The sequence below is a fragment of the Corynebacterium sp. CCUG 70398 genome, assembly GCF_024454055.1.
In the GTDB taxonomy this organism is placed as follows: domain Bacteria; phylum Actinomycetota; class Actinomycetes; order Mycobacteriales; family Mycobacteriaceae; genus Corynebacterium; species Corynebacterium genitalium.
Genome location: NZ_JAGPYZ010000001.1, coordinates 259,710 through 284,874 on the forward strand (window position 1 = coordinate 259,710; position 25,165 = coordinate 284,874).

At 61.8% G+C, this 25,165-nt stretch carries 26 protein-coding genes and 1 pseudogene; 17 read left to right on the plus strand and 10 right to left on the minus strand.

The window, feature by feature from the left end; genetic code table 11:
* Positions 1–25: 25 nt before the first annotated feature.
* Positions 26–1,024 carry an NAD(P)H-dependent glycerol-3-phosphate dehydrogenase gene (locus tag KBX07_RS01240; RefSeq protein ID WP_256022671.1) on the plus strand — a complete coding sequence of 333 codons (999 nt, stop codon included), beginning with the start codon at positions 26–28 and terminating at the stop codon, positions 1,022–1,024.
* 21 nt (positions 1,025–1,045) lie between these two features.
* Positions 1,046–2,101: a D-alanine--D-alanine ligase family protein gene (locus KBX07_RS01245; RefSeq protein WP_050748816.1), complete on the plus strand. Its 1,056-nt coding sequence runs from the start codon at positions 1,046–1,048 to the stop codon at positions 2,099–2,101.
* Here KBX07_RS01245 and KBX07_RS01250 read toward each other — a convergent pair.
* Positions 2,073–3,029, minus strand: coding sequence for a DUF3515 domain-containing protein (locus KBX07_RS01250; protein ID WP_005290372.1), 957 nt, complete (start codon positions 3,027–3,029; stop codon positions 2,073–2,075). The two genes, KBX07_RS01245 and KBX07_RS01250, sit on opposite strands and share 29 nt — an antisense overlap.
* A gap of 48 nt (positions 3,030–3,077) precedes the next feature.
* Between KBX07_RS01250 and KBX07_RS01255 the strand changes: the two genes are divergently transcribed.
* From KBX07_RS01255 to coaD, 6 genes are read left to right on the plus strand one after another with little or no spacing between them, the layout of a single operon-like run.
* Positions 3,078–4,052: a thiamine-phosphate kinase gene (locus KBX07_RS01255; RefSeq protein WP_256022673.1), complete on the plus strand. Its 975-nt coding sequence runs from the start codon at positions 3,078–3,080 to the stop codon at positions 4,050–4,052.
* The gene (locus KBX07_RS01260) at positions 4,049–4,693 is read left to right on the plus strand and encodes a uracil-DNA glycosylase (protein WP_256022675.1); all 645 of its coding nucleotides are present in this window, start codon (positions 4,049–4,051) and stop codon (positions 4,691–4,693) included. The genes KBX07_RS01255 and KBX07_RS01260 overlap by 4 nt, the downstream gene beginning before the upstream one ends.
* Before the next feature lie 11 nt (positions 4,694–4,704).
* Complete coding sequence (locus KBX07_RS01265; protein WP_256022676.1) at positions 4,705–6,243, plus strand: DAK2 domain-containing protein; 1,539 nt, start codon at positions 4,705–4,707, stop codon at positions 6,241–6,243.
* Positions 6,244–6,247: 4 nt separating this feature from the next.
* Positions 6,248–8,368 carry an ATP-dependent DNA helicase RecG gene (locus KBX07_RS01270; RefSeq protein WP_370687264.1) on the plus strand — a complete coding sequence of 707 codons (2,121 nt, stop codon included), beginning with the start codon at positions 6,248–6,250 and terminating at the stop codon, positions 8,366–8,368.
* Between the two features lie 9 nt (positions 8,369–8,377).
* On the plus strand, positions 8,378–8,965 hold the full coding sequence (locus KBX07_RS01275) for an RsmD family RNA methyltransferase (protein ID WP_256022679.1): 588 nt from the start codon (positions 8,378–8,380) through the stop codon (positions 8,963–8,965).
* A complete protein-coding gene (gene coaD / locus KBX07_RS01280) occupies positions 8,962–9,447 on the plus strand; it encodes a pantetheine-phosphate adenylyltransferase (protein WP_256019071.1) in 486 nt (161 codons plus the stop codon). The genes KBX07_RS01275 and coaD overlap by 4 nt, the downstream gene beginning before the upstream one ends.
* Before the next feature lie 162 nt (positions 9,448–9,609).
* Here coaD and KBX07_RS01285 read toward each other — a convergent pair whose 3' ends face one another.
* The 4 genes from KBX07_RS01285 to KBX07_RS01300 all read right to left on the minus strand — a co-directional run bounded on the left by KBX07_RS01285 (position 9,610) and on the right by KBX07_RS01300 (position 12,642).
* Positions 9,610–10,377, minus strand: coding sequence for an amino acid ABC transporter ATP-binding protein (locus KBX07_RS01285; RefSeq protein WP_305083298.1), 768 nt, complete (start codon positions 10,375–10,377; stop codon positions 9,610–9,612).
* Positions 10,378–10,386: 9 nt separating this feature from the next.
* Complete coding sequence (locus tag KBX07_RS01290; RefSeq protein ID WP_255997419.1) at positions 10,387–11,304, minus strand: amino acid ABC transporter permease; 918 nt, start codon at positions 11,302–11,304, stop codon at positions 10,387–10,389.
* Positions 11,304–12,203: an ABC transporter substrate-binding protein gene (locus tag KBX07_RS01295; RefSeq protein WP_256022681.1), complete on the minus strand. Its 900-nt coding sequence runs from the start codon at positions 12,201–12,203 to the stop codon at positions 11,304–11,306. The genes KBX07_RS01290 and KBX07_RS01295 overlap by 1 nt, the downstream gene beginning before the upstream one ends.
* Positions 12,204–12,288: 85 nt before the next feature.
* Positions 12,289–12,642, minus strand: coding sequence for a hypothetical protein (locus KBX07_RS01300; RefSeq protein ID WP_256022683.1), 354 nt, complete (start codon positions 12,640–12,642; stop codon positions 12,289–12,291).
* Between the two features lie 147 nt (positions 12,643–12,789).
* Between KBX07_RS01300 and KBX07_RS01305 the strand changes: the two genes are divergently transcribed.
* Positions 12,790–13,635: a cutinase family protein gene (locus tag KBX07_RS01305; protein ID WP_005290353.1), complete on the plus strand. Its 846-nt coding sequence runs from the start codon at positions 12,790–12,792 to the stop codon at positions 13,633–13,635.
* On the opposite strand, the gene KBX07_RS01310 is transcribed toward KBX07_RS01305, so the two are convergent.
* The 3 genes and pseudogenes from KBX07_RS01310 to KBX07_RS01320 all read right to left on the minus strand — a co-directional run bounded on the left by KBX07_RS01310 (position 13,636) and on the right by KBX07_RS01320 (position 15,674).
* The gene (locus KBX07_RS01310; RefSeq protein WP_005290352.1) at positions 13,636–14,496 is read right to left on the minus strand and encodes a deoxyribodipyrimidine photo-lyase; all 861 of its coding nucleotides are present in this window, start codon (positions 14,494–14,496) and stop codon (positions 13,636–13,638) included. It abuts the gene before it with no gap.
* Positions 14,493–14,945 (minus strand): annotated as a pseudogene (locus KBX07_RS01315) (deoxyribodipyrimidine photo-lyase); the annotation flags it as partial. The gene KBX07_RS01310 and the pseudogene KBX07_RS01315, both read right to left, overlap by 4 nt.
* Positions 14,946–15,098: 153 nt before the next feature.
* Positions 15,099–15,674 carry a GDSL-type esterase/lipase family protein gene (locus KBX07_RS01320; protein WP_256022685.1) on the minus strand — a complete coding sequence of 192 codons (576 nt, stop codon included), beginning with the start codon at positions 15,672–15,674 and terminating at the stop codon, positions 15,099–15,101.
* A 205-nt stretch (positions 15,675–15,879) separates the two neighbouring features.
* Between KBX07_RS01320 and KBX07_RS01325 the strand changes: the two genes are divergently transcribed.
* The 5 genes from KBX07_RS01325 to KBX07_RS01345 all read left to right on the plus strand — a co-directional run bounded on the left by KBX07_RS01325 (position 15,880) and on the right by KBX07_RS01345 (position 21,012).
* On the plus strand, positions 15,880–17,442 hold the full coding sequence (locus KBX07_RS01325) for a sodium:alanine symporter family protein (RefSeq protein ID WP_256022687.1): 1,563 nt from the start codon (positions 15,880–15,882) through the stop codon (positions 17,440–17,442).
* 69 nt (positions 17,443–17,511) lie between these two features.
* On the plus strand, positions 17,512–18,720 hold the full coding sequence (locus tag KBX07_RS01330) for an amidohydrolase (protein WP_256022688.1): 1,209 nt from the start codon (positions 17,512–17,514) through the stop codon (positions 18,718–18,720).
* Between the two features lie 264 nt (positions 18,721–18,984).
* Positions 18,985–19,614, plus strand: a complete 630-nt coding sequence (locus KBX07_RS01335; RefSeq protein WP_256022690.1) for a YdhK family protein — start codon at positions 18,985–18,987, stop codon at positions 19,612–19,614.
* Between the two features lie 7 nt (positions 19,615–19,621).
* Positions 19,622–20,128, plus strand: a complete 507-nt coding sequence (locus KBX07_RS01340; protein ID WP_256022691.1) for an O-acetyl-ADP-ribose deacetylase — start codon at positions 19,622–19,624, stop codon at positions 20,126–20,128.
* Positions 20,129–20,160: 32 nt separating this feature from the next.
* Complete coding sequence (locus tag KBX07_RS01345) at positions 20,161–21,012, plus strand: EamA family transporter (protein WP_256022693.1); 852 nt, start codon at positions 20,161–20,163, stop codon at positions 21,010–21,012.
* A 5-nt stretch (positions 21,013–21,017) separates the two neighbouring features.
* Here the strand turns inward: KBX07_RS01345 and KBX07_RS01350 are convergent, their stop codons facing one another.
* Both KBX07_RS01350 and KBX07_RS01355 read right to left on the minus strand, forming a co-directional pair.
* On the minus strand, positions 21,018–21,767 hold the full coding sequence (locus KBX07_RS01350) for a hypothetical protein (RefSeq protein ID WP_256022694.1): 750 nt from the start codon (positions 21,765–21,767) through the stop codon (positions 21,018–21,020).
* Between the two features lie 442 nt (positions 21,768–22,209).
* Positions 22,210–23,265 carry a site-specific integrase gene (locus KBX07_RS01355; protein ID WP_256022696.1) on the minus strand — a complete coding sequence of 352 codons (1,056 nt, stop codon included), beginning with the start codon at positions 23,263–23,265 and terminating at the stop codon, positions 22,210–22,212.
* A 799-nt stretch (positions 23,266–24,064) separates the two neighbouring features.
* On the opposite strand from KBX07_RS01355, the gene KBX07_RS01360 reads away from it, so the two are divergent.
* Genes KBX07_RS01360 through KBX07_RS01370 form a run of 3 tightly spaced genes read left to right on the plus strand, consistent with a single transcriptional unit; the run spans position 24,065 to position 25,000 of the window.
* Positions 24,065–24,412: a hypothetical protein gene (locus KBX07_RS01360; RefSeq protein WP_256022697.1), complete on the plus strand. Its 348-nt coding sequence runs from the start codon at positions 24,065–24,067 to the stop codon at positions 24,410–24,412.
* Complete coding sequence (locus KBX07_RS01365) at positions 24,405–24,710, plus strand: hypothetical protein (RefSeq protein WP_256022699.1); 306 nt, start codon at positions 24,405–24,407, stop codon at positions 24,708–24,710. Before KBX07_RS01360 ends, KBX07_RS01365 begins: the two co-directional genes overlap by 8 nt.
* Entirely contained in the window at positions 24,707–25,000 is a 294-nt protein-coding gene (locus KBX07_RS01370) for a hypothetical protein (RefSeq protein ID WP_256022700.1), read from the plus strand. Before KBX07_RS01365 ends, KBX07_RS01370 begins: the two co-directional genes overlap by 4 nt.
* The last annotated feature ends 165 nt before the right edge of the window (positions 25,001–25,165 follow it).

Below are 25,165 nucleotides of genomic sequence, written 5' to 3' on the forward strand. Positions count from 1 at the left end.
GGAACGTAAGAGAGAAGGAGCGCACATGGTCAAGGTGGCTGTTCTCGGCGCCGGGTCGTGGGGGACCGCACTAGCGAAGGTCTTTGCGGACGCCGGAAACTCTGTGAGCCTGTGGGCGCGCCGCACCCAGTTGGCGCAGACAATGGCGTCCACACGCGAGAATCCCGATTACCTCGAGGGCATTGAACTGCCAGAGGCGATTGAAACGACCGATGACGCCGAAGCCGCAATCGAGTCTGCACAGATCGTGGTGCCCGCTGTGCCGAGCCAGACGATGCGCGACAACCTGGCCACGTGGGCGCCGCACATCAGCTCGGACGCCACAGTGCTGTCTATCTCTAAGGGCATTGAGACGGGCACGTATAAGCGCATGTCCGAGGTGGTGGCAGAGGTCACCGGCATTAACGGCGACCGCGTGGCCGTTTTGTCGGGCCCGAATTTGGCCCGCGAGGTCGCTGAGGAGCAGCCAGCGGCTACAGTCATCGCCTGCTCAGACCTCAACCGCGCGAAGCTGGTCCAGGCCGCCTGCGCAACCACGTATATGCGCCCGTACACCAACACTGATGTCGTCGGCTGTGAGATTGGCGGGGCCTGCAAGAACGTCATCGCGCTCGCGTGCGGCATGGCTGCGGGTAAAGATCTGGGGGAGAACACCCGCGCCACCTTGATCACCCGTGGCCTGGCGGAGATCACACGCCTGGGCATGGCGCTCGGCGCAGATCAGCGCACTTTCGCGGGCCTTGCTGGGCTGGGCGACCTCGTGGCCACCTGCGGCTCGCCGCTGTCCCGCAACCGCACGTTCGGTGAACGTCTCGGCCGCGGAATGCCGCTTGAGGACGCCCGCGAGGCGACGCATGGCCAGGTCGCAGAAGGTGTGATTAGCTCCAAGAGCATCTACGAGCTGGCTCTGGCCAACGGAGTGGACATGCCGCTCACGGAGGCAGTGCACTCCGTGTGCCACGGCGACCTCAAGGTCGATGAGATGGTTGTCGCACTGATGGGTCGCTCGAAAAAGTCGGAGTAGGTGCCTTGTAGTGTGGTTTGCATGATCACACTTGCCGTCATTTACGGTGGAATGTCCTCCGAGCACTCCATTTCTTGCATTTCTGCTGGCGCCATCATGGCGGAGTTGCCCAAGGACAAGTACAAAATTTTCCCGGTAGGCATCACTCAAGATGGCGTGTGGGTGGAAGGCACGACGGACCCGGTCGGGGATTCTCAGCTGCCGTCGGTCGCGGGCGAGCGCGAGGTCGCGCTGTCGGTCAATCCTTCCCGCCGCGGTGAGTTTTACGATGCTCGCACGGGCGAGGTGCTGGCCACCATCGACGCTGTCTTCCCGGTTCTGCACGGCACCTACGGCGAAGATGGCACGATTCAGGGTCTGCTCGACCTTGCTGGCGTGCCGTATGTCGGTCCGGGTGTGCTGTCGTCCGCCTGCTCGATGGACAAGCAGTTCACGAAGATTGTCGCGCGTTCGGCAGATGTGCCTGTCACCCGCGAGGTCGTGCTTGTCGACGACGAGCACCTCGACGACAGCGACCGCGACTACCTCGGCCTTCCCGTGTTTGTGAAGCCGGCCCGCGGTGGATCCTCCATCGGCATCAACAAGGTCGACAGCTGGGATCAGCTCGATGACGCCGTGCGTTTTGCCCGCCTGTATGACTCCAAGGTCATCATTGAGGCGGAGCTGGTTGGCGACGAGGTGGAAGTCGGCGTGATCGAGCGCCCCAACGGCGATCTCATCGCCTCGCCTCCCGCAAAGCTCAACGGCACCTCCGAATCGGAGGAGGGCTTCTACGGGTTTGAGACCAAGTATCTCGACGACGTTGTCACCGCGACGATCCCGGCGGGCTACGACGACGTGATGAACGCCAAGCTCGAAGAGCTGGCCATCCGCACCTTCCGCGCTCTGGACTGCCGTGGTTTGGCGCGCGTGGACTTCTTTGTCACATCGGAGGGCCCGATGCTCAACGAAGTCAACACCATGCCCGGCTTCACCTCGATCTCGATGTTCCCGCAGGTCTTCCAAGCTGCGGGCATGAGCTACGGGGAGCTGCTCGAAACACTCATTGCTACTGCGCTGGAACGTTCTCCTCAATAAGGTTGGTTAGCTTCGTCAGCGCTTCTTCGCCGACACCCATGGGCAGCGACACTGCGATATCGGTGCGCCGGCCCAGCGCGTAGAGCAGCGTCGCAGTTCCGTCAGGGTTCTCCTCCTGGAACCACGGGGTGTCGTTGATCTGGGTCAGCTGGGCTCCAGGTTCATAGCTCGCCGGTGCCGCGACACCGCAGCGGATGACAATGGGTTCCACGCTAGTCCCACCCCATGCGGCTGCAGATGCGTCGTCAAGCGAAGCGACGTTGCTCAGATCCAACCGTGCGTAGCCCGGGACGAGCTCGTCGGGGAGTGCTCCCAATAGCGTCTCGCACTCGGCTACAGCGCCCTCTGCGGGTTCAAGCCCGGCCAGCGGCGCGGGTGCAGGTTCGCTCGCCTCTTCCGGTAGAGCAGACAGGTCGAGCTTATCGACGGGACTCTCACCCTCCCGCACAGCCTGATGGTCCGCCGTCACCGCCACGACCGGCGAGCGGTCCACTGTGAACCATGTGGACAAGTCCGCCCCCGCCGTAGGGTCGCTGATTTCTATCCACCGTGCTCCGGCCGCTTCAAACGTGGGGGTGAGCTCGGTGTAGTGGAGAGGGGCTTCGACACCGCAGCGCAGCGTGACGCGTTCGTCGGAGGTAGACTGCCACACGGCAGCACCGGCAGGAGCCGGGTCGAGCAGCTCGGCGCGGCGGTGACCGGCAAGCTCGTCGGGCAGAGACTCGACCAACTGGGCGCATTCGGCGGAGTCCGCCATAGGAGACGGCAACTCCGACAGCGAGACCGGCTGGTTGTTAAGCTTTTGCATAACCACCTTGGACCCGACGAGCACTCCGACGACAAGCGCTAGCGCCAAGCCCAGACTGACGTAGATCAGTGTCTTGTTCATCGGCGGCGCGGCGGTAGTCTGTTCGGCTGAGCTCGTCATAACGGCCCAGTCTATAAGGCCCAGAACCGAGAAAGGCCCCACGCACCTATGATTCACACCGGTTTTCCCACCAGTGGCCCCACGCTCGGGGAGGTCGGGGAACACGCGGTAATCCAGTCGATCATCGATGCCAGCCCATCACCGGTCAACGGGGACGATGCGGCCGTTTTGCTCCCTGCGTCGCCGAACTCGCGCGTGGTGGCCACCACGGACATGCTCGTGGAAGGGCGGCATTTCCGGGCGGATGTGACCACCCCGTGGTATCTGGGCCGAAAGGCAGTCGTGCAGAACTTCGCCGATATTGAAGCAATGGGAGCGCGCCCGATCGCTGTGTTGCTCTCCCTGTCTGCTCCGCCGGCAATGGCGGCGTCCGTGGTCGGGGAGATCGCCCGTGGGATCGCCCACGAGATCGACAAGTACGCCGCCGAGCTCGTCGGCGGCGATGTCACAGCGGGGGAGAGCCTTGTTCTCTCGGTCACCGCTATCGGATCCCTCGGCGGTAACCGGCCGCCGCTGACCCTATCCGGTGCGCGCCCGGGCCAGAACCTTGTTGCCCACGGTGCGATCGGTTACTCCGCCGCTGGCTTGGACCTGCTGGAATCGGGCATGGAGATCCCCGAGAAGTTGGAACCGCTCGTGCTGGCCTACCAGGCCCCCGTTCTCTCGCCGAGCGCTGGCGTGGTCGCGCGTTCCGCCGGAGCGAGCGCGATGACCGACAACTCCGACGGTCTACTGCACGATCTCACTGCGATCGCTCAGAACTCTGGTGTGCGGTTCGATCTGGATCCCGCCACGATCGCCCCCGACGACTTGCTGCTTCATGCCGCTGAGCTTCTTGGTGCTGACCCGTGGAAGTGGGTGTATGAGGGCGGGGAAGACCACACTTTGCTTGGCACCTTGCATGGGAATGCGCCTGTCGGGTTCCGCAGCATCGGCAAGGTGTGCCGCACCAACGACGCAGCGAGCATCACCGTCGATGGCGCTGCACCCAATTACTCCGGAGGATGGGAGAGCTTCGCATGAATTTGCCTGTGCATGAGAGCTGGAAGGAACCACTGGCGCCCGTCGAAAAGCGCATTCATGAAATGGGTGACTTCCTGCGCGCGAACCAGCCGTACCTGCCAGCCGGCAACGACGTCCTGCGCGCGTTTCAGGACCCGTTCGACGATGTGCGTGTGCTCATCGTCGGCCAAGATCCGTACCCGACACCAGGGCACCCCATGGGCCTGAGCTTTTCGACGCAACCAGGTGTGCGCCCACCCCGCTCCCTGGTGAATATCTACACTGAGCTGGAAAGCGACCTGGGCATCCCGCCCCGGAAGGACGGCGACCTGTCCAACTGGGCGAGCCAGGGAATCTTGCTGCTCAACAGGGTGCTCACCGTGGCGCCCGGAAAATCTGGCTCGCACCGCGGCAAGGGCTGGGAAGAGGTCACAGAGCAAGCGATGCGCGCCCTCGCCGAGCGTGACACACCGCTCGTGGCCATCCTGTGGGGACGCGACGCCCGCACCGCCAAAGAGTTCCTAGGTGACACTCCATGCATCGAGTCGACGCACCCCTCACCGTTTTCCGCGCGCAACGGATTCTTCGGCTCCCGGCCGTTCTCGCGGGCCAATGAGGCGCTGCAGGCCCAAGGGGCCGACGGTGTTGACTGGGCACTGTAGAGTAAGTGCCCATGACCACCCTCTCCGGCGTTTCTGTGCTTGACGGTGCCCGCCTTCTGGTGTGGGCACGTAGCGGCGCTGAAGCGTTGGAGGAGCACCGCGAGGACATCAACAGCCTGAATGTCTTCCCCGTGCCGGATTCAGACACTGGCTCCAACATGGCGTACACAATGGCCGCAGCCGTGCGCGAAGCCGAGAATGTGGATCCGTCCGCCGGCGCGGACGCGGTCGCTGAGGCGCTGGCGTTCGGCAGCATTAAGGGTGCCCGCGGTAATTCGGGGATCGTCCTGTCCCAGGTATTGCGGGGTGTCGCGCAGGCGGCACTCGATGGGGAGTTGGACGGCAGAAGCGTCGCAGACGCGCTGACCAACGCTGTCACGTTCGTGGAGCGGGCTATCAATTCGCCCGTCGAGGGCACGATCATCACCGTCTTGCGCGAAGCAGCTAATGCGGCACGAGCGGCCGCGGAGACCGGTGAGCTTGCTGACGTCACTGCAGCAGCCCTTGGTGCCGCCGAAGAAGCGCTCGAACGCACTCCGTCACAGCTCGCTGAACTCCGCGAAGCGGGGGTTGTGGATGCAGGCGGTACTGGGCTGGTGCTGTTGCTTCAGGTGCTGCACGACAGCGTCAGCGGCGAAAGCGGCGGTGACCGTCCCGTAGGTTCTGCGCCTGGTTCGGACCATGAGCACGGCGACGGACACGGCGCCCCCGGCTGGCTCGAAGTTCTGTTCATGTTCTCTGGTCCCCTCGATGATCTTGAGTCGGTGCTCTCCGGGATGGGGCGCAGCCTTGTCGTGGCCCGTGTGACGGACACGCAGGGCAAGGTGCACATTCATACCCCGGGAGCGGGGCCGGTCATCGAGAAGGCCTTCGCTATGGGGGAGGTGACCGAGTTGCGGCTCGAGGTGTTGCCGGATGCGTCCCCGTTGCATGAAGCGCGCCGTGTCGGCCGCCTCATCGTTGCGGTGACTCCTGCCGGTTCGTTGATGGATCTGTACACCCAAGCCGGTGCGGTCGCTGTCGTGCCCGGCCCAGGTGTGGTTGAGGATCTCCGCCGCGAGATTGTCGCCTCGGGCGCGCACGAGGTTCTTGTGCTGCCCAATGGCCAGCTCGACTCCGAAACGCTCGGCGCAGTCGAATCAGTTGCCGAGACGGATGACACGGAGATCGTTTTGCTCCCGACAGTCCGCCTGGTCAACGGTATCGCTGCTCTTGCCGTTCATGATCCGCGCCTGCCGCTCGACCAGGCGGCTGCTTTGATGCAGGAAGCCGCGCAGGAGATGGATGTCGCTGATATCCAGACCACCGATGACGGGATTGATGTCCTCGGTGCGAACGGAGCTATTGCCCGGGCAGACGACCTCGCTTCGGCCATTGAGCAGGCGTGCACCGCTTTGCTTGCCGACGGCGGTGAGCTGATCACCCTCCTTCTCGCCCCGGACGACGCCACCGCGGTTGACAGCGACGCCCTCGAAGAGAAACTCGGGGCCGAGGTACTGGTCTACCCGGCAGATGGCCTCGGAACGCTCGGCCACATCGGAGTGGAGTAGCACCGTGCTCGGCCTGACGTACTCCACGCCGCTCAACCTGGTCATTCCCACCCGCCCCGCGCGAGCCATCGCGACCAACTTCGGGATCGAGACAGCAGAAGGGCTGTTGGAGCACTACCCGCGCAAGTACCTTCACTACGGTTACGGCGACGCGCTCGAAGGGGCGCTGCCAGGTGACACGATCTCTTTCATCGGCGTGATCCAGTCCACGCGTATGATTCACGGCAAGCGGACAATCTTCAAGGCGCAGGTGACCGACGGGCGCAACACAATTGACATGTCGTTCTTCAACGCCCGCTACGCTCCGCGGGTGCTCGAGGAGGGTACCCGTGGCATGTTCACTGGGAAGCTGTCCTACTTCAACGGCATGCCGCAGCTGCAGCACCCGGACTTCATTCTGCTCAACCAGCCCAGTTTCTCAGGCGAGAAGTCAAGCGGTGCTACGCACAGTTCCGGGTCGATGAAGCAGCTTGCCGCCTTCGGGGACCCCGATGAGATGTTGGCTGGCCGTGAGTGGTTGCCGGTCTACGCGGCAAAGAAGAACGTCTCCACATGGACCATTATGGGTGCGGTCGCCACCGTCCTCGAACACATCGGGGAGGTGGAAGAGCCGCTCGGCTTCACTCCCGAGGGCTTCATTTCTCTTCAGGACGCTCTGTGGCAGATCCACTTGCCCGGGCCCCACGGCCCCGACGCCGCCCGGAACCGCCTGAAATACAACGAGGCGCTGCGGGTGGCTCTCATCATGGCGGTGCGCCGCGAGGATACGGCGCATCGGACGGCGCCGGCGCTTCCGCGCGTCGATAAGCGCAACCAAGCGCAACTCTTGAGCGCGTTGCCTTTTTCACTGACCGACGGGCAGCTCGGTGTGCTCGACGAGATCACCTCAGACCTACAGCGCACGATTCCAATGACCCGCCTGCTGCAGGGCGAGGTCGGTTCCGGAAAAACGATCGTGGCGTTGGCTGCGATGCTCCAAGCGGTGGACAACGGCATGCAGTGTGCGTTGCTCGCTCCGACGGAAGTGCTCACCCTCCAGCACGAAAAGTCTCTGCGTAAGACCCTGATGCGCACCGGTGTGCACGCCCGCGTGGTGGCGCTAACGGGGTCGATGCCGACTGTGCAGAAACAGGAGGCGCTGCTGGCGATCATGACGGGGGAGGCCGACATCGTCGTGGGTACGCACGCGATCATTCAGCAGAGCGTGGAGTTCTTCAACCTCGGTTTCGTCGTTGTGGATGAGCAGCACCGCTTCGGTGTGGAGCAGCGCGACATGCTGCGCGACAAGGCAGGGGATATCACCCCGCACTTGCTGGTAATGACGGCGACACCGATTCCGCGCACCATCGCCATCACCGTTTTCGGCGACCTCGAGGTGTCCACTCTGCGGGAGCTGCCCGGCGGCCGCAAACCCATCCAGTCGGCGATCGTGCCGGAGTTCAAGGAGACGTGGGTGGCGCGTGCCTGGGTGAAGATTCGCGAGGAGGTCGCCGCCGGCCACCAGGCCTATATTGTGTGCCCGCGCATTGAGGGGCCCGGCGGGGTGCTCGAGATGGCGGAACGCCTGCAAGCTGTGGAGTTGCAGGGCCTGCGAATCGAGATTCTGCACGGCCGCATGAAAGGCGAGGACAAGGACCGGATCATGTCCGAGTTCAGCGCCGGAGAGATCGATGTGCTCATCTCCACGACGGTCATCGAGGTCGGTGTCGACGTACCGAATGCAACGGTGATGATGGTGCGCGAATCCGAGCACTTCGGGGTCTCCCAGCTCCACCAGCTGCGCGGCCGTGTGGGTCGTGGTGGGCACCAGTCGCTGTGCTTGTTCCATACCTTCGCTGAGCCCGATACACCCCAGCTCGAGCGCGTTTCGCGCATTGCCGAGGTTTCCGACGGGTTCGAACTCGCCGAGCTCGACCTGGAGATCCGCCAAGAGGGCGACGTGCTGGGCACATCCCAGTCCGGCAAGGAGCGACAGCTCAAGCTGCTCAACCTTGTCGAAGACTATGAGATCATCCAGCGCGCCTACGACGACGCCGCCGAGATTGTCGCCCGCGACATTGAGCTGGCCCGCTCCGTCACCGAAGAGATGATCCTCGAAGAATTCGAGTATCTGGATAAAAGTTAAAGTGGTCGCATGAGCCGAATCATTTCGGGCGAAGCCCGCGGACGCAAGATCAAGGTTCCTCCGGAAGGCACCCGCCCCACCTCAGACAGAGCGAAAGAGGGGTTGTTCTCGTCGTTGCAGGTGCGGTTCGGCTTCGTCGGCAAGCGTGTGCTCGACCTGTTTTCCGGCTCGGGCGCGCTGGGGCTCGAGGCCGCATCGCGTGGCGCTGAGGAGGTCGTGCTTGTCGAGTCCGACCCGAAAGCCGTTGAGATAATCAAGCACAACGCCCAGGCCGTCGGCCATCCGAACGTGCATATTGAGCCCGTCAAGGCCTCCGCGTACGTGCCGCGTGCCCCGCGCGCGTACTTCGACATGGTGCTCGCCGACCCGCCCTACGACCTGCCCGACGAGGATGTCGCCGCCATGCTCGAAGCGCTCAAGCCCGCGCTTATCGACGGCGCAGCTGTCGTCATCGAACGCCACCGCGACAGCGCAGAAACCGCATGGCCGGAGGGCTACACACCTACCGGTCAAAAGTTGAAGAAGCGCCTGTATGGTATCGCTCGTATGGACATGGCTGTCTACGGCAGTGCCGACAAGAACGAGGAAGAACAATGACGAAGGCAGTATGCCCAGGATCCTTCGACCCTGTGACCAACGGTCACCTGGACATCTTCACCCGCGCCGCGCGTAGCTTCGATGAAGTCACCGTCCTGGTGACCGGCAACCCGAACAAGCAGTCCGGCCTGTTCAGCATTGACGAGCGCATGGGCCTCATCCGCGAAGTCACCAGCCACATTCCCAACATCACAGTGGACACGTGGGGCGGTCTGCTGGTGGACTACACCACCGCGCACAACATCGGCGCGCTGGTGAAGGGTCTGCGCTCCTCCCTCGACTACGACTACGAGCTACCCATGGCGCAGATGAACCGGCGGCTCTCCGGCGTGGACACATTCTTCCTCATGACCGACGAGAAGTACGGTTACATCTCGTCCTCCCTGTGCAAGGAAGTGGCCAAGTACGGCGGCGACCTGAAGGGGCTCGTTCCGGACCCGGTTTTCGAGGCGATGAACCAGAAGTTCAGCGGCACTACTTAGGTCCAAGGTCGCTTGCGGAAAAGTTGACAAACCTGAAGCCGGTCTAGCGCCCCAGATCCCTTCTACCTGCGGAAACGGTTCTAGGCGGAAATCGAGTTTGTCAACTTTTCCGCACGCAGTGATCGGCGAGTATCCGCACTGGGGCGCGGCCCCCGAAGATCCCTAGAAGATCGACGAGAGGAACTCCTGAGTGCGGGCTTCCTGGGGGTTGTCGAGAACTTGCTCGGGAGTGCCGTACTCGACAATGGCGCCGTCAGACATGAAGGCGACTGTATCGGCGACCTCGCGGGCGAACGCCATCTCGTGGGTGACTACCAGCATGGTCATTCCGGATGCGGCCAGCTCGCGCATCACGCGGAGGACTTCGCCGACGAGTTCGGGGTCGAGGGCGGAGGTGGGTTCGTCGAAAAGCATGAGCTTGGGGTCCATGGCCACCGCACGCGCGATGGCGACGCGTTGCTGCTGCCCACCGGAAAGCTGGACGGGGTAGGCCTCCGCTTTGTGGGCGAGGCCGACTTGCTCGAGCAGCTCCATGGCCTTCTTTTTGGCAGTTTCCGGCTTCTCGCCCTTGACGTGGATGGGCGCTTCGATGATGTTCTCCAGGGCGGTGCGGTGGCCGAAGAGATTGAAGGACTGGAAGACCATGCCGATGTCGCGGCGCTGGCGGGAGGCATCCTTCTCCGAGAGTTGGTATAAAACACCGTCTTTCTCGCGGTACCCGATGAGATCCCCGTCGACGTAGAGACGGCCGGCGGTGACCTGCTCGAGGTGGTTCACGCAGCGCAGGAACGTCGACTTACCAGACCCCGACGGGCCGATGAGGCAGGTGACCTCGCCTTTTTGCACTTCGAGGTTGATGCCCTTGAGCACGTCGAGCGAGCCGAAAGACTTCCAGACGTCGACGGCCTGAACCATGGGTGTGCTAGTCATGAGCGCTTCCTACCTTTCCTCGATGACGGTGACGTTGTGGGGTGTTTTGCCTTCAGCGTCGGTCAGCGCCGCGAGCTGGCGGGCCGTGAGTTCGCGAGTGACACCACGGTCGAAGTAGCGCTCCAGGTAGTACTGGCCGATCATGAGGATCGAGGTGATCACCAGGTACCAGGTGGCGGCGACAAGCAGCATCGGCACTGGCTCGAAGAGCGCGGCGGCAATGTCTTGGCTGCGGCCGTAAAGCTCGAGCGAGTAGGGGATAGCCACCACCAGCGAGGAGGTCTTCAGCAGGGAGATGAACTCGTTGCCAGTTGGCGGGATGATAATCCGCATTGCCTGCGGTAGCACCGTGCGGCGCATGGTCATGCCCCAGCCCATGCCCAAAGCTTTCGACGCTTCGATCTGCCCTTCCGGAACCGAGTTGATGCCGGAGCGGACGATTTCGGCCATGTAACCAGCTTCGTTGAGGCCCAGGCCAAGCACCGCGAGGGCGAAAGCGGAGGAGGTGAGTGCCTCCATGGAGATTTCAGTGAAGCCGAGGTTGACAGACTGGTAGATTGCTCCGAGAAGTCCCCAGAACACCAGTTGGACATACACCGGGGTACCCCGGAAGACCCACAGGTACAGCCACGCAATGGACTTGAACACTGGGTTCGGCGACATGCGCATGACTGCCAGGATCACGCCGAGCACCACACCGATGATCATGGCCAGCACCGTCAGCGCCAGGGTGTGGCCGGCGGCGGTGAGGATGCGGGTGTCAAAGAGGTACGCGAAGTATGTGCCCCAGCCGTAGGCCTCGCGGCGCGCGGCGTCGAAGATGAAGAGCGCGAAAAGCACCAACAGGATCACCGCGGCGACCCAGCGTCCCGGGTGGCGCAGCGGTTTAGCCTCGATGCGTTGTGGGCGTTCGTTGCGTTGAGCCATTAGTGTCCTCCCACTGGCTGCTCGTTGATCAGGGCCTCATCCAACAGGCCGGTTTCCACATTCCACTGTTCCAAGATGCGCTGGTACTCGCCGGTGTCAATGAGGTGTTGCATGGCAGCGGCGAGCGCGTCCGCCAGCGGCGAGTCCTTCGGCACCGCGATGCCGTAGGGTGCGGCGTCGAACATCTCGCCGGTGAGCTCGAGCTGGCCGTCCGAGCGTTCCACGGCCCAGGCCGACACAGGTGAGTCCGCGCTAAGCGCGTCAGCGCGCCCGACGAGCGCTGCCAATGCGGCATTGTCCGACGTGTCGTAAGACAGGATCGTGATCGGGTCGCCTTCTTCTTCGCACTTCTCGGCTTTCGGGCGAATGTCGTCAGTCTCTGACACCGTCGTGCGCTGCACGGCAACGGTGAGCCCGCAGGGGTTCTCCGGGTCGACCCCGCTGCCGGGCTGAGTCGCCCACTGGATGCCGGCGTACAGGAAGTTGACGAACTCGAAGTTCTCGCGCCGTTCCTCCGTGTCAGTGAAGCCAGACATTCCCGCGTCGAGCGTTCCGGCCTGAACGGCGGGCAAGATCATGGAGAAATCCTGCTCCTGAGCTTGGAACTCCAGACCCATAACGCTGGCGAGGGCGTGGCCGAGATCCATCTCCAGACCAATCATCCGGCCTTGCGAGTCCTTGAACTCAAAAGGAGCGAACGGGGGGTTGGTACCGATTGTTAGGGTGCCGGATGCCTGTATATCTTCAGGCACCATCGCGGCGATCTCGGGAACCTCATCCGGCGTGATCTGCTCCCAACCGTCAGGGTGTCCGCCCTCGACGTTGGTGACGCAACCAGCGAGCATGCTTATCGACGCAATGCTGGCCGCGCAGGCTGCCACCTTGAAAGGTTTGAACATAGAAGAAGCATACAATGCCTTCCAGTGAAGAAATTGTATGCCTCGGTCTTGGCTCAGTCCCTCTCGGAACGAGCGTGCATGCGGGTTAGCGCGGCAGGTTCGCCATGACCAGCTGGATGATCTGGCCGATGATGGTGATGCCCGCAGCGATGATGACGTAGTTGAGGATGGCGCGGGTCAAGCCCTCGGAACTCGTCGCAGTGTCCATAGAGGACATATCCCCAAAGGGCTCGAGGCCATTTTTGAAGAAGTCCTTGGTGCTGGAGTTTTCCTGCAGAACCGACTTCTCGGGATCTATGCCGCGTTCGATGCCAGTGGTGATTTCCTCGGAGATTTTTCCGATCTTGTCCTGTGCGTCTGCCACGGCGGGGAAAGCTCCCAGGGTCAGGGCAGCGACGGTGGCGACGGAGACGGCTTTAGTCACGATGGATTTGCGCATGCGGGCAGTGTACCCCGCGGGTGCCCCCGACGAAACTGTGCTGAGAGCAAACTGGCCGTTTCCTGTTGGGGTTTCCTTGTATGTGCTTTATTCTTAGTTGGTCTTTACGCGGAAACCGATGCCTCACGGGGCGCGAGGAATAAGAGAATGTTGCTGAAGAAGATTGCGGCGGTCGCTGTCGCGCTCGGGTTTGTAGCGGGCGGTGCTGCGCAGGCGAGTGCTCAGGATATGAGCTCGGTGCTGGAGTCGCCGAATGTGAACACGTGCTCGCGCGAGTTCCTCATTACTATTCCCGGTGGTGCCAACACTGCTTCGTTCCTCCCGGAGAAAGCGCCCGTAGGTCCGAAGGTGACTCCGGTGGCGCAGCGCGTGCACCAGCGCACCGGTGGGACGACGCAGCCGGTGTGGATCACCTACCCGGCCGTGCCGTTCACGCTGATGACGTACACGGATTCCGCCCGTGCCGGATATAACGATGCTTCTGCGACGATGCGTCGATTGTCCCGCATGTGCCCGGATGCGACCTTTAGCATTACCGGCTTCTCTGAAGGCGCTGGCATCGGTGCGCAGTTGATCAACGACATCGCCCACGACCGCGGGCCGATCCAGAAGGAGAAGTTTCGCTCAGCTGCGCTGATCTCCAACCCCCACCTGGCTGACAACGGTGGCCACTTCCGCGCTGGTGCCACGGCCGCCGATAAGGGCGCGTTGGAGACACTGGAGGGTGGTTACGGTGAGCTGGGCCCGCGCGTGCTGGATATCTGCCGCCCCGATGACCCGATCTGTTCGCTTCCCGACGAGTGGCGCCGCCACGTCGACCCCATGCTGCGCGTGGCCACTTTGAGGGGGCAGATGCCGATCACTGAGTTGGCGGCGATCGTCGCAATGCGCTCTCCCACGACGTTGCCGCTGTTGTTGAGCGTTTACAACCACGGCCAGTACGGCGAGGTCTCTTACGGTGAGGCCGTGAACTGGATTACCGCCGCCCGTTAGTCAGTTCTTGACGTCGACCATCGGCTCCGGGTACATCGGGGTGTGTCGCTCCGGCACCCACTGGTTGATGTAAATCCCCTGGGGGTCGAACTTCTCCTCCTGAAGAAGGGGGTTGAAGATGCGGAAATAGGGTGCGGCATCGTCGCCGCAGCCGGCGACCCATTGCCAGTTGAAGGGGTTGGAGGCGTAGTCGGCGTCGACAAGCGTGTCCCAGAACCACTCTTCGCCGTGACGCCAGTGGATGCCGAGGTTCTTTGTCAACCAGCTGCCGACGACCATCCGCACCCGGTTATGCATCGTTCCGGTGGCCCACAACTCGCGCATCCCGGCATCGACCATTGGGATTCCTGTTTCACCTTTCTGCCACAGGGCGAGCTCATCGAGGTGCTGGGCCTCGTCCGGATCGTTCGGCACCATCTCGGGGTGGGCAAAGGCTCGCGTTGTGGAGCCAGGGGTGGGCTGGTCCGTCCACGCCCAGGGAAACGCGTTGAACTGCTCGCGGACATTGCGCGTGGCCAAAGTGGGAATGTAGTAGAGCCGGTGCCACGCGAAATCTCGCCACAGCAGCTGGCGCAAGAACGCCCAAGCATCTGCGGCGACGGTGTGATTGGCGTCTGCGAAAGCGGCCGTCTCCGCCCAGATCTGGGCGGGACTGATCTCCCCGAAGCGCAGGTGCGCTGACAGGCCCGACGTCGCATCAGCCGAGGGGATGTCGTTGTTGTCCTTGTAGCTTGTATCCGCCAATCCCTCGAGGAAGTCACGGAACTTCCGTTGCGCTTGCATCTCACCGGGATGGCAGTGCGTGGCGAGGGTCTCCACCGCCCAGAACGGTTCATCGAAGGTCGGCGGTGCACTCGTCACGTCGGTTCCGTGGAGGTCGGGGATAGGGAGGGGGTGGGTGGAGCGTCGATAAGCATGCTTTGCGACGCCTTGCCATACGGCGTGAATACCCTAAACGGCGTGCCACTACCTGTCTGCACAGTCCACGGCTCGTTCAGCAGGTAGCCGGGGTGAGAGGTGACCTCGCACGATTGTGCCAGTGTGCGCTTGAGTTCAGCATCGACATCGCGGAAGAGGAGGTGGTAGCGGCGGTTCCACGTCACCGCCGTGGCACCCAGCTCGGCGGCGATCCTCGGGATGATCTCACGGGGATCACCGTGCTCGATGATCAGGTGTACACCGCGTTGCGCCAGATCAGCGTGTAGTTTGCGGACGCTTTCACGCTGCCACCACGCCGCTGCGGCACCCAGTGGGCGAGCGGCATCGATCTCCTCGAAAATGAACAGCCCGACCACATGGCCGTGCTGCGCTGCCCACGTGAGGGCGGCGTTATCCGTGAGCCGGAGGTCGTCGCGGAACCAGACAAGTGCAAGAGGTTGCGGGGTGGGGAGACCATGCGTTCCAGCCTAAACCCGGTCAGCTAGCGGGGAGCCGCGCGGTTTGGGAGGGTGACTGCGTAGACGCTAGAGCACCTGCATCACGCGGGTAGCCACGTAGCGCGAACCAGCGTGGGAGGGGTGGTAGGCCATGTTGTAGTTCTCGGTGGTGGTGTCGATGAACCCGGTGCCCCAGCGGTTCTTGTCCGGCGCGCAGGAGTGGTTGTTGCGGGATTCGTTCTTGATGTCAATGAAGGTGGCGCTGATCTCACGCGCTGCTCGCATCTGGACGTCGCGAGCACCCAGTTCCATCGCCTGAAGATGGCCGAGCGGAATGCCCCCGGGCATGTTCGGAATCACGTTGACCAGGCAGATGCGCTGCAGGCCGGTGGGTTCGGAAATGGAGAGCAAGCCGGGCATGATAATGCGGGCGTTAGGGGCAATGCGGCGAATCTTGCCGGCAGCGGTGTGCAGGTTGCGGACGTAGACGTTCTGGATGTCCCGGAAGTCGCCGGACGCTCCGTTCATGACATTCATGGGTGCGTAGTCGTTGAACCCGGTGGATATTAAAACGGTGGTGGTGCCTCGGTTGAGGTCGCCTTTTGCAATGGCGCGGTCGATGCGGTGGAGCAGCGAGGTCGAGTTTCCACCGGATAGCGTCACATCTGTTACTGATGTGACAGAAGTGACGTATGTTCTTTCTGGATGGGTAGTGGAGCTCAATTGTCCTGTCATTTGAGTATCGGACCCCGCGTGCGCACTCGGTTGGGGGTAACTGCGAAAAATATGGGAATGAGTGCATAGTTGGCTCTTCCCATGGTCTATAGTTTGACCAATATTTAGAACTTGCCGACGTGGGAGGACCCCCATGGAAGATCTCATCAGCACGCTTGAAGGCCTGATCTGGTCGAATGCGCTCGTATTCCTCTGTCTAGGTGCTGGCGTGTACTTCACAGCCGTGACGTTGTTCTTGCAGGTGCGTTGCTTGCCAGACATGATCAAACAAATTCGTTCGGGGGAGGACTCTGAAGCGGGAATTTCCTCGTTCCAGTCGCTGATGGTCTCACTGGCGGGCCGCGTCGGCGTGGGAAACATCTCCGGCGTGGCCACGGCTATCGCCTTCGGTGGTCCGGGTGCGGTGTTCTGGATGTGGCTGGTGGCCTTCCTGGGGTCGGCCACCTCCTTCGTCGAGTGCTGCCTGGCCCAGGTGTACAAGGAGAAGGATCGCGACACGGGAGAGTACCGCGGCGGTCCGGCCTACTACATTGAAAAGGCGTACTCCCACACTAAGGCCCGCCCGTTCGCGCTTGCCTATGCCGTCCTCTTCGCCGTCATGATGATCCTGGCTACCTCGTACTTCTTGCCGGGAGTTCAGGCCAACGGTGTGGCCGCAGCCGTCGATAATGCGTGGAGCGTTCCCACGTGGGCGACTGCGCTGGTGATGGTCGCGCTGCTCGCTGTCATCATCCTCGGTGGTGTCAAGCGCATCGCCTGGTTCGCGTCCATGGTCGTGCCCTTCATGGCGGTGTTGTACATCCTGGTCGCCGTGATCATTCTGTTTGTGAACGCGTCGGAGATCCCCTATGTCTTCAGCCTGATCTTCCGTTCCGCGTTCGATCGCGAGGCACTGTTCTCCGGTATGCTCGGCGCCGCCATCCTGTGGGGTGTCAAGCGCGGTATCTACTCCAACGAGGCTGGCCAGGGCACCGGCCCGCAGTCGGCCGCTGCTGCTGAGGTGTCCCACCCGGCGAAGCAGGGGTTCGTGCAGTCGTTCGCCGTGTACGTCGATACGCTGCTCGTCTGCTCTGCGACCGCATTCATCATCATCTCCACCGATATGTACCGCGTCTTCGAAGGCGACGAAGAAGGCCCGGTCCGCTACTCCGGTGCGATCTCCGAGACGATCGCTGTCGGCCCCGGCTATGTCCAGTCGGGTCTTGACACATTGATCCCGGGCTTCGGCGCGAGCTTCGTGGCGTTGGCCATTCTCTTCTTCGCCTTCACCACGATCGTCGCTTACTACTACATGGCAGAGGTCAACTTCAGCTACCTCAACCGGTGGATCGAGAACGACACCGCCCGCAGCGTGGTCATTTGGTTCCTGCGCGGTCTGATTCTCGTGTCTGTGTGGGTCGGTGCAACCACGACTCCGGGCACAGCGTGGGCGCTCGGCGACATTGGCGTCGGCGTGACGGCGTGGCTGAACATCGTTGCCATCCTCGTGCTGCAAGTTCCCGCACTGAAGTGCCTTTGGGATTACCGCCGCCAGAAGAAGGCTGGCCTCGACCCGCAGTTCGACCCGGAGGCAGTGGGCATCCGCAACGCGACGTTCTGGCAGGCGCGCAAAGAGCAAATGCTTATCGACGGCTCCTGGACCACCCCCTCCACCCACGAATCCAACAGCATTCTGGAACGGTATCCCCGGGCCTAAAACCGCACGTGCGTGGCGGTCCACGGGCCTAGGCTGGGAGGTAGAACCCTTTCTAAGGAGGTATCCCCAATGGCCACCGAGAACTTTCAGAAACTGATTGACACTCTGGAAAACACGCGGGCTGAGCGCGAGGAACTGTACAAGTGGTTCCACCAGCACCCCGAGCTCTCGATGGAGGAGCACGAGACCGCCGCGCGCATTGAGGAAGAACTCAAGCGCTTAGGCCTCGACGTGCAAACATTCGCTGGCACCGGCAAGGTCGCTGTCATCGAGAACGGTGAAGGCCCGGTAGTCCTGTTCCGTTCCGATCACGACGCATTGCCGATCGCCGAAGAATCCGACGTCGACTACGCCGCACCGTACGACCTAGGCAAGATGCACGCCTGCGGCCACGACATGCACACCACCGCCCAGCTCGGTGCGGTCGGTGCACTCGTGCGCAACAAGGACTTGTGGTCCGGCACGTTCATCGCGCTGTTCCAGCCCGGTGAGGAAGCCGGCGGAGGGGCGCGCCGCATGGTTGAGGACGGTCTCGTCGATAGGCTGCCGAAGCCAGACTACGTCTTCGGTCAGCACATCTTCGCCGAGGACCCGCCGTACGGCTTCATATTCACCCCTGGGCGCATGACCACCGCCGCATCGAATTGGAAAGTGCGCATCCACGGTAAGTCCGGGCACGCGTCGCTTCCGCACCGCTCCGTCGACCCGATCCCAACTGCCGCGTCGATCGTGACCCGCCTGCAAGCCGCCGTCGCGCGCGAGGTCGACCCGTTGGAGATCGCCATCATCTCCGTCGGTTCCATCAACGGCGGAACCACCTCGAACTCAATTACGGACATGGTGGAACTAGGCATCAACACCCGTGCCTCCACTGACGCGATCTCCGAGCAGATCCAGAACATCATGAAGCGCGTGGTCACCGCCGAGTGCGAAGCGGGCAACTGCCCGCAGCCGCCGGAGTTCGAATACCTCGACTCCGTCCCGGTGGTCTACAACGACCCGGAGCTCACTGAACGGGTCAAAGACACCTTCACCGAGTTCTTCGGTGAGGATCTGGTGCAGTACGGTCCCGGGTTCCCCGGCTCCGAAGACTTCCCGATCATCCCGAACGCCTGGGACGTACCGTACTTCTTCATCGGCTGGTCCGGTTTTGAAGAGGGGCAGGCTGGCCCGCCGAACCACTCCAAGGGATTTGTGCCACAGATCCAGCCGTCTTTGGACCGTGGCTCGATCTCCGTGCTGCTCGCAGCCGCCACGGTGATGGGGACGGACGATTAGGCGGCTGGGCTTTACAAGGTCCTGCGGGGCGCCTTCTGGGGCCCACGTGCTATGACCCCCAGGGCGTGACCTTCAAGGCCCCGTTCGCCCGCACGTGCCATGAACCTCTGTCTATCTCTTCGGTGCCGATGTCCACAGCTGACGGGAATTCTTGATCGGGAAGGTGAAGCCGAGCATGAAGATGATCGTGACGAACGGAACGAGCACGAAGCGCATGTAGAATGGTTCAGTTACCGTCCGCCTACGCAGAATGAGGTACACATCATGACCACACGCAAGACCATGGCAATCGCAACCGTTGCAGTGGCGGGTTTGTTCGCTGCTACGGCATGCTCCTCCGAGAATACTGAGGTGCCTCAGACCCCTGAGACCACAGTCCAGGAGGAGACGAGCGCGGAACAGAACCACGAGCACGGAGACGACGCCAGCGACCACGACCACGGCGGCCACGAGGGCCACGAGCACGCTGAAGACGGTGGCCCCGCCCCCGAAGGCATGACAGAGGCTTCCGCTCCGACCTATCCCGTCGGTACGGAAGTCATTCTCACCGCGGACCACATGCCCGGCATGGACGGTGCGGAGGCCACCATCGTCGGCGCTTTCGATGGCACGTACACCTACGCCATCTCCTACGACCCGACCGACGGTGGCGAGCGTGTGACCAACCACAAGTGGGTTGTTCAGCAGGAGCTCGAGGATGCTGGCGAGGAGCGCTTGGCCGACGGCACCGAGAAAGTTGTCACCGCCGAGCACATGAAGGGCATGAAGGGTGCGACAGCCACGATCGACAGCTCTACCGATGAGACTGTCTACATGGTCGACGTTGAGGCCGACGGCATGACCATGAAGAACCACAAGTGGGTCGTCGAGAGCGAGATCAAACCCGCGAACTAGCAGAGTCATGAAACTCACTGTCATTCGCGGAGACATCACGCGAGAGCTTGTCGACGCTATCGTCAACGCCGCCAACTCTTCCCTCCTCGGGGGAGGTGGGGTCGACGGGGCGATCCACCGTGCTGGCGGCCCGGCTGTCCTCGCTGCCTGCAAGAAGGTCCGTGCGGAGCAGTGCCCCGACGGGCTACCCACCGGTGACGCTGTAGCGACTACCGCGGGCGACCTTTCTGCCACATGGGTCATTCACACTGTCGGCCCAGTGCACGGTCGCGGCACGCGTCAAGAACTCGTATCGTGTTACCGCCGCTCCATGGAGGTAGCAGGCGAAATCGGTGCCCGCACTATTGCCTTCCCGCTGGTGAGCGCCGGTGTTTACGGTTGGCCGCTTGACGACGCCGCTGGCTGCGCCATCGAAGGCGTCACCGAGTCCGGCGTCGAAATGGACGAGGTCCGTTTTGTCGCCTTCTCACCGGAGACTGAGGAAGCGTTGCAGAAAGCACTCGACGGCCGGTAACTATGCCCGCTAGTACACAAGAGAGCAGCGCTGTGTCAGCGCTGAGGCCCGTGATCTACGTCCTCATCGGGTCCCTGGGCATCCAGACGTCTTCCGTCATCTCGTCGACGCTGTTCGGACAGCTGGGAACCGTGGCGGTCTCGACGCTGCGTCTCGCCATAGCGGCTGTATTCCTTTTTGTGCTCTTCCGCCCCCGGTTGACCAAGCTCACCCGGAGGCGGTGGGTGAACGCCGTCATCTACGGTGCGGCCATGGCGGCAATGAACCAATTCTTCTTTGCTGCGGTCGCCCGTATCCCGTTGGGCGTCGCGGTCACATTGGACTTCCTCGGGCCGTGCTTAGTGTCGTTTTTTGGGATCAAGTTCTGGCAGGGCAGGGTATGGGCTCTCGTGGCGTTTGCAGGGATCGTGCTCATCACGGGCCCTTCCTCAGGTCTGGACCCGCTCGGGATCACATTCGGTCTCATTGGGGGAGGCTTCTTTGCTGCCTACACTGTGTTCGCTGAACGCGTTGGAAAGGCCGAAGGCGGGCTTGGGGACTTAGCAATCTCCGTAGCAGTCGCCGCGATTCTCACCTTCCCACTGGTTGCGCCGGTGCTTGGAAACGTCGATAAGCGCGCATGGCTGATCCTCACCATTGCCGCAGTTGTGGGAGTGGTCATTCCGTACATTGCGGACACATTGGCGGCGAAGTTCTCCTCGGCACAGGTCGTCGGCACGCTTTTTGCTCTTGATCCTGTGCTTGGTTCTCTGCTCGGATGGCTCTTCGCCGGCGACCAGCTCACCGTGCGCATGGTCGTCGGCATTGCCTTGGTGACCGTTGCGGGCGCGGCCATTACCTGGCAGTCGACCCCGAAGAACGAGACAAAGCCCGAGCCTTTCTAATCGGTCTACAGCCTCATCAGGCCGGCGGAGTACTTTTCCCGAAAGCCATCGGGGGCGGAAACGCGCTGGCCTGGAAAACCGCCAGACCGGAACACGCGGTTGAGATAGTCGACGAAGGGCTCGTGGATGGGTTGTGCGTGCGCGTCCTCGTTCACGAATGCGCCTTCAACGGTGGGATCGGGAAGTTCGAAACCGTACGGTGCCCCTCCGGAAATATTCGCTTTGTGCAGGCTATCTGGCGCCACGGACAGGAGGAATGGCGGAAGTTCAAGTGAGTCCTCGTCGTCACGCCACATCTCAAGCTCGTCTTCGTAATAAGAGCGCGCTTCTTCGCTGCCGATCCTAAGGAGTTCGATCTCTATAACGAGCGGATCAGCCTGTTCGGCATCGGGCCATTGGGGGTGGGTACCGACGAGATTGACATCGCCGACAGTGCGCATCCACGATTCCACGGCCAGGGGCAGTGTTCCGGCTGTTGTGTTGAGCCATTCGATCAACGGATCCACATTCTCGGAAGGCCGCAACAGTGGAGATTGCTCCATATGATCGGTGGCGTCCCGGAAGATGAATCCGTCAGCACTCAGTCTGTCTATGAGCTTTTCGACGTTCCAAAATGCCCGCAACGCCATTTCATCGCACACCGCGCGCACATCTTCCTCGAACTGCGGCTCACGCGCCCGCTGCCCCAGGGCCCTCAGTTCAGCCCACACGTTGCTTTCGTCGCCTTGTTGGTAACGGCGGAAGAAGGATGTCATGCTGCGTGGACTGCGTCGCTAGGGTCTTAGTTCTAGATCCGGGAGTTGTTGTTCTTACCGATGGCGATGCCCACGACGATTCCGATGAGCAGGGCGATCACTGCCACAATAATGGTGGCTACCGAGAGACCAAACACAGCTTTTCCTTTTTAGACGGATACTAGGAGACAGATTACCGTCGCTTTGCTCAACTCGGGAGCACATTCAAAATGTCCCCCGCGGCGGAATACGGGGACGGCGGCCAAGCTCTCTGAGATCTAGCTTGCTAGTGGTGCCCCAGGTGAGACTCGAACTCACACTGGACGGGTGTGAGAATTGGTCAATCTAGGGCTTTAGGAAGTTCTCCAATTGCTCTGTACAGCAGGAAGCAAGGTAGGTACCCAAGGGGTATCCGTAGGAAGCGCCGTGCAAAAAGAAGGGTTTAAGAAGGGGGAAAATTTCTCTAGCCATTGGTTTTAAGAAAGTCGGCCATGGCTGCTGTTGCATCCCTGGGTTGAGTCTCGCGTTTGTAGTAGTGCTTGCCGGTGACCAAGGTATTCGCGTGGCCCAGTAGTTCAGCGGCACTTTCGTCCAGTCCGGTGTGCCTCGCTACTACGGATCCAATCGTCCTTCTGATCGTGTGGAAGGAGGTTCCCTCTAGACCCGAACCGTCAAGCATCTTCCGGAACTTTTTCTCGACGGTGGTGGGGTAGTTAAATTTGCCGTCTAGGGATAGCAGTGGAGTCTGATCGAGAGGGGGCGCTTTTATCGACCATTCATCGGGGACGCAATTTATCGCATCGGCCGTGCGCTGTGTGATCTTCAGTGTCCGGATTGCGTTGGGAGTCTTCGGATTTGAACGGACGAGACCCTGCCCTTTGACGTAGATCACCGTGTGGCGAACTGTCAGCGTGCGCGCCTTGGGGTCATAATCGTCTACCGAAAGCGCCAGGAGTTCTCCTATTCGCAGTCCCGTATCCGCAGCCGTCCTGACGAGTGCCGCCATGAATTTTGAGTGGTGGTCTGCCAGGTCTATGAGTCGGCGCATCTCGTTCGCAGTCAGAAGTTCGCGGGCGACCGGAGAGCTGGCCTTCTGTGCAATAACTATGTCTTTCCACGGGCAATCCATGTGTGTAAGGCCCTCGTCTTGCGCCCACCGCCAAGTGGCCCTAAATACTTTCCGGCTTTCTGTTGCCGACGAGGCGCTTATGTTTCGCACGTAAATTGCGAGAGTGTTGCGGGTAATTTCGTTGAGCAGGAGGTTGCCTAATGCCGGTACAAGATGCGTTGTCGCGACTGTCTCGTATCGATCGATAGATTGTGGCGCCAATCGCCCTTCTGCACGGGCTGATTTTAAGAAGCCGCGCACCACGTCAGCGAAATCGGAACGGCTGGTTAGGCCAGTGATGCCAAGCGCCGTTCCTTCCCATTTTTTCTCCTCGGCCCGTTCATAAGCGCGTTGGCGGGCGTTCGAGGGCGAAGTGCCGCGCACCTGGATAACGACCTTCTTGCCATCCATGCGGCGAAGCCAAGCTGTGGCTTCGTACCGCTGAGAACCGTTCGCAACCTGCACCTTGTGAACCCGGATGTTACCGAGTTGTCCTAGCGAGAGACGGGGGCGTGCCATGATCGATCCAATCTACTGTTTGAGTTCCACAAGACTTGGCCCCCTTAAAACCTGTTAACTACGCATTTACTCCAATATAGCCCTTCTTATTCCCGCACTATTCCGCAGGTTACCGCAGGGCGGGCAATGCAAAGCCCTTCCACTCCCTCGGTGAAGAACTTCGCATTTCCGGCTACCAGCAATTTTAGAAGTTCGTCGCTGTTCGAGAGGGGCTCCGAGGTGCCGTATCACTGCATCGCTGGATCACGTTATCGCCGTATGTGTTGCGCAGGTATATTGCGCCGTCTTTTGCCCCCGATTCGACATAAGAGATCGTTATCGGACAGGCGCACGGCGACGGACAGCCTCGACGGCGACGCCTGGCCGAGGACTTCGCCGGTGTGACATTTCTCACATACAGCAGGATTTTGCACCACATGTTCGAAATCTGCCGATGTTTCGGTGCTCGCCCCAGGATCGTTTGTGTGAAAAGTGGCAAGGGTCCCCCCTTGGGTCGCGTCACACAGCGCAACCAGGAGCGGTGCAACGATCTGGTGCGGGCACCATTTTTGCCGAACAAATAAGCGACTACCAGGTCGAAAAAATTAGTTTGTGCAGGTCATGCCCTTGCAAACTTTCTCGTTCGAGTGCACGTTTGAAATCAGCCCCGTGATCGCGGGGTGGCACTACGAATCGAAAGGAGGAGCCGAAAATGGCTCTGAAATCTGTGTCCATGACGGGGGCGTACGCGCTGCACGCGACGTCCTCGACCATCACGTCCCGCGAGGCCACCGAGTACGGCACCGACGAGCGTCTGACCGATCGCGCTGGTCGCGGCCTGTACGTCGTGGAGGGGCTTTCACCGGTGATCGCAGACGATGTGGTCGACCTGCGGGTCTACACAACCGACGCGGTCAACATCAAGGTCAAGCGCGGCGAGGAGTTCGCGGCAAAGGGACTGGTCACGGTGAAGCCGGTGGTCGGAAAGTATGGTCTGACCGGGTCGTACACCGTCGAGGAGCACGACCTGCACAGGGGCGGAGGCAAGGGCAATGCTTAGCCGACTCTCGCAGCGGGCTTACGCTCGCGAACAAGAGCAGATCGCACGCGTGCGCCATTTGGCCGACCAGACTGTCCGCGTTGCGCTGCTGAACGCTAGGGGTTTGTACGTCCAGGACGTCGACCGTGACACGGGAGAGCACGAAGATTGCTCTGACGTGCATTTCGAGTCGCTGTGGCCGATCACGGCGGACGAGAAAGAACGGGCGGTACTCGGTTTCGCCGCAGAAGACGCGGTGGCAGACACCTACACGGCGTGCGGAGAGACGTGCGCGTGGATTCGGGTGCGTGAGCGATGATCGCGGCGGGCGCGCTGGCAATGCTGGCACTGCTCGGCTGGATGATCTGGGACGGCGAGCAGACCAAGCGGCACAACACGGCACGGCGATATCAGGCGACGTTCGCCGCTGCTGGCCTGCGGTTTTCCTCGTGCACGTCGAGCAAGGTGTTTCTCGACGTGGTGGAGCCGACTCGGTTCGCTGCGGCCAATGACGCACCGGTCGCGCGGGCCTGCGCCCAGGTGCTCGGCGGGGACGTCACGCTGGCCGCTGGCAACGGCGTCGTTGTCGCAACGAGGAAGCATGCCTAGCCCCCGTGGGGCGGGGTAGCGACCGAGGAGCAAGCGAGGCACGAGCGGCGACGAGGAAGCGGACACGCCCACGGCGGTGTGCCCGCTTCCTTTATGCGTTCACGCGCATGCGCCGCAGGCCGGGCGGATGGCTGGCCGAGCCTAGGGCCGCAGGTGATGGAGGGC

Excerpts from the sequence above, each read along its gene's own strand:
- KBX07_RS01265 (WP_256022676.1), top strand. The coding sequence starts at position 4,705 with ATGACCACCCTCTCCGGCGTTTCTGTGCTTGACGGTGCCCGCCTTCTG.
- KBX07_RS01300 (WP_256022683.1), bottom strand. The coding sequence starts at position 12,642 with ATGCGCAAATCCATCGTGACTAAAGCCGTCTCCGTCGCCACCGTCGCT.
- KBX07_RS01295 (WP_256022681.1), bottom strand. The coding sequence starts at position 12,203 with ATGTTCAAACCTTTCAAGGTGGCAGCCTGCGCGGCCAGCATTGCGTCG.
- KBX07_RS01275 (WP_256022679.1), top strand. The coding sequence starts at position 8,378 with ATGAGCCGAATCATTTCGGGCGAAGCCCGCGGACGCAAGATCAAGGTT.
- KBX07_RS01330 (WP_256022688.1), top strand. The coding sequence starts at position 17,512 with ATGGCCACCGAGAACTTTCAGAAACTGATTGACACTCTGGAAAACACG.
- KBX07_RS01365 (WP_256022699.1), top strand. The coding sequence starts at position 24,405 with ATGCTTAGCCGACTCTCGCAGCGGGCTTACGCTCGCGAACAAGAGCAG.
- KBX07_RS01285 (WP_305083298.1), bottom strand. The coding sequence starts at position 10,377 with ATGACTAGCACACCCATGGTTCAGGCCGTCGACGTCTGGAAGTCTTTC.
- KBX07_RS01350 (WP_256022694.1), bottom strand. The coding sequence starts at position 21,767 with ATGACATCCTTCTTCCGCCGTTACCAACAAGGCGACGAAAGCAACGTG.
- KBX07_RS01240 (WP_256022671.1), top strand. The coding sequence starts at position 26 with ATGGTCAAGGTGGCTGTTCTCGGCGCCGGGTCGTGGGGGACCGCACTA.
- KBX07_RS01360 (WP_256022697.1), top strand. The coding sequence starts at position 24,065 with ATGGCTCTGAAATCTGTGTCCATGACGGGGGCGTACGCGCTGCACGCG.
- KBX07_RS01260 (WP_256022675.1), top strand. The coding sequence starts at position 4,049 with ATGAATTTGCCTGTGCATGAGAGCTGGAAGGAACCACTGGCGCCCGTC.
- KBX07_RS01325 (WP_256022687.1), top strand. The coding sequence starts at position 15,880 with ATGGAAGATCTCATCAGCACGCTTGAAGGCCTGATCTGGTCGAATGCG.
- KBX07_RS01290 (WP_255997419.1), bottom strand. The coding sequence starts at position 11,304 with ATGGCTCAACGCAACGAACGCCCACAACGCATCGAGGCTAAACCGCTG.
- KBX07_RS01370 (WP_256022700.1), top strand. The coding sequence starts at position 24,707 with ATGATCGCGGCGGGCGCGCTGGCAATGCTGGCACTGCTCGGCTGGATG.
- KBX07_RS01355 (WP_256022696.1), bottom strand. The coding sequence starts at position 23,265 with ATGGATGGCAAGAAGGTCGTTATCCAGGTGCGCGGCACTTCGCCCTCG.
- KBX07_RS01340 (WP_256022691.1), top strand. The coding sequence starts at position 19,622 with ATGAAACTCACTGTCATTCGCGGAGACATCACGCGAGAGCTTGTCGAC.
- KBX07_RS01255 (WP_256022673.1), top strand. The coding sequence starts at position 3,078 with ATGATTCACACCGGTTTTCCCACCAGTGGCCCCACGCTCGGGGAGGTC.
- KBX07_RS01335 (WP_256022690.1), top strand. The coding sequence starts at position 18,985 with ATGACCACACGCAAGACCATGGCAATCGCAACCGTTGCAGTGGCGGGT.
- KBX07_RS01245 (WP_050748816.1), top strand. The coding sequence starts at position 1,046 with ATGATCACACTTGCCGTCATTTACGGTGGAATGTCCTCCGAGCACTCC.
- KBX07_RS01305 (WP_005290353.1), top strand. The coding sequence starts at position 12,790 with ATGTTGCTGAAGAAGATTGCGGCGGTCGCTGTCGCGCTCGGGTTTGTA.
- KBX07_RS01250 (WP_005290372.1), bottom strand. The coding sequence starts at position 3,029 with ATGACGAGCTCAGCCGAACAGACTACCGCCGCGCCGCCGATGAACAAG.
- coaD (WP_256019071.1), top strand. The coding sequence starts at position 8,962 with ATGACGAAGGCAGTATGCCCAGGATCCTTCGACCCTGTGACCAACGGT.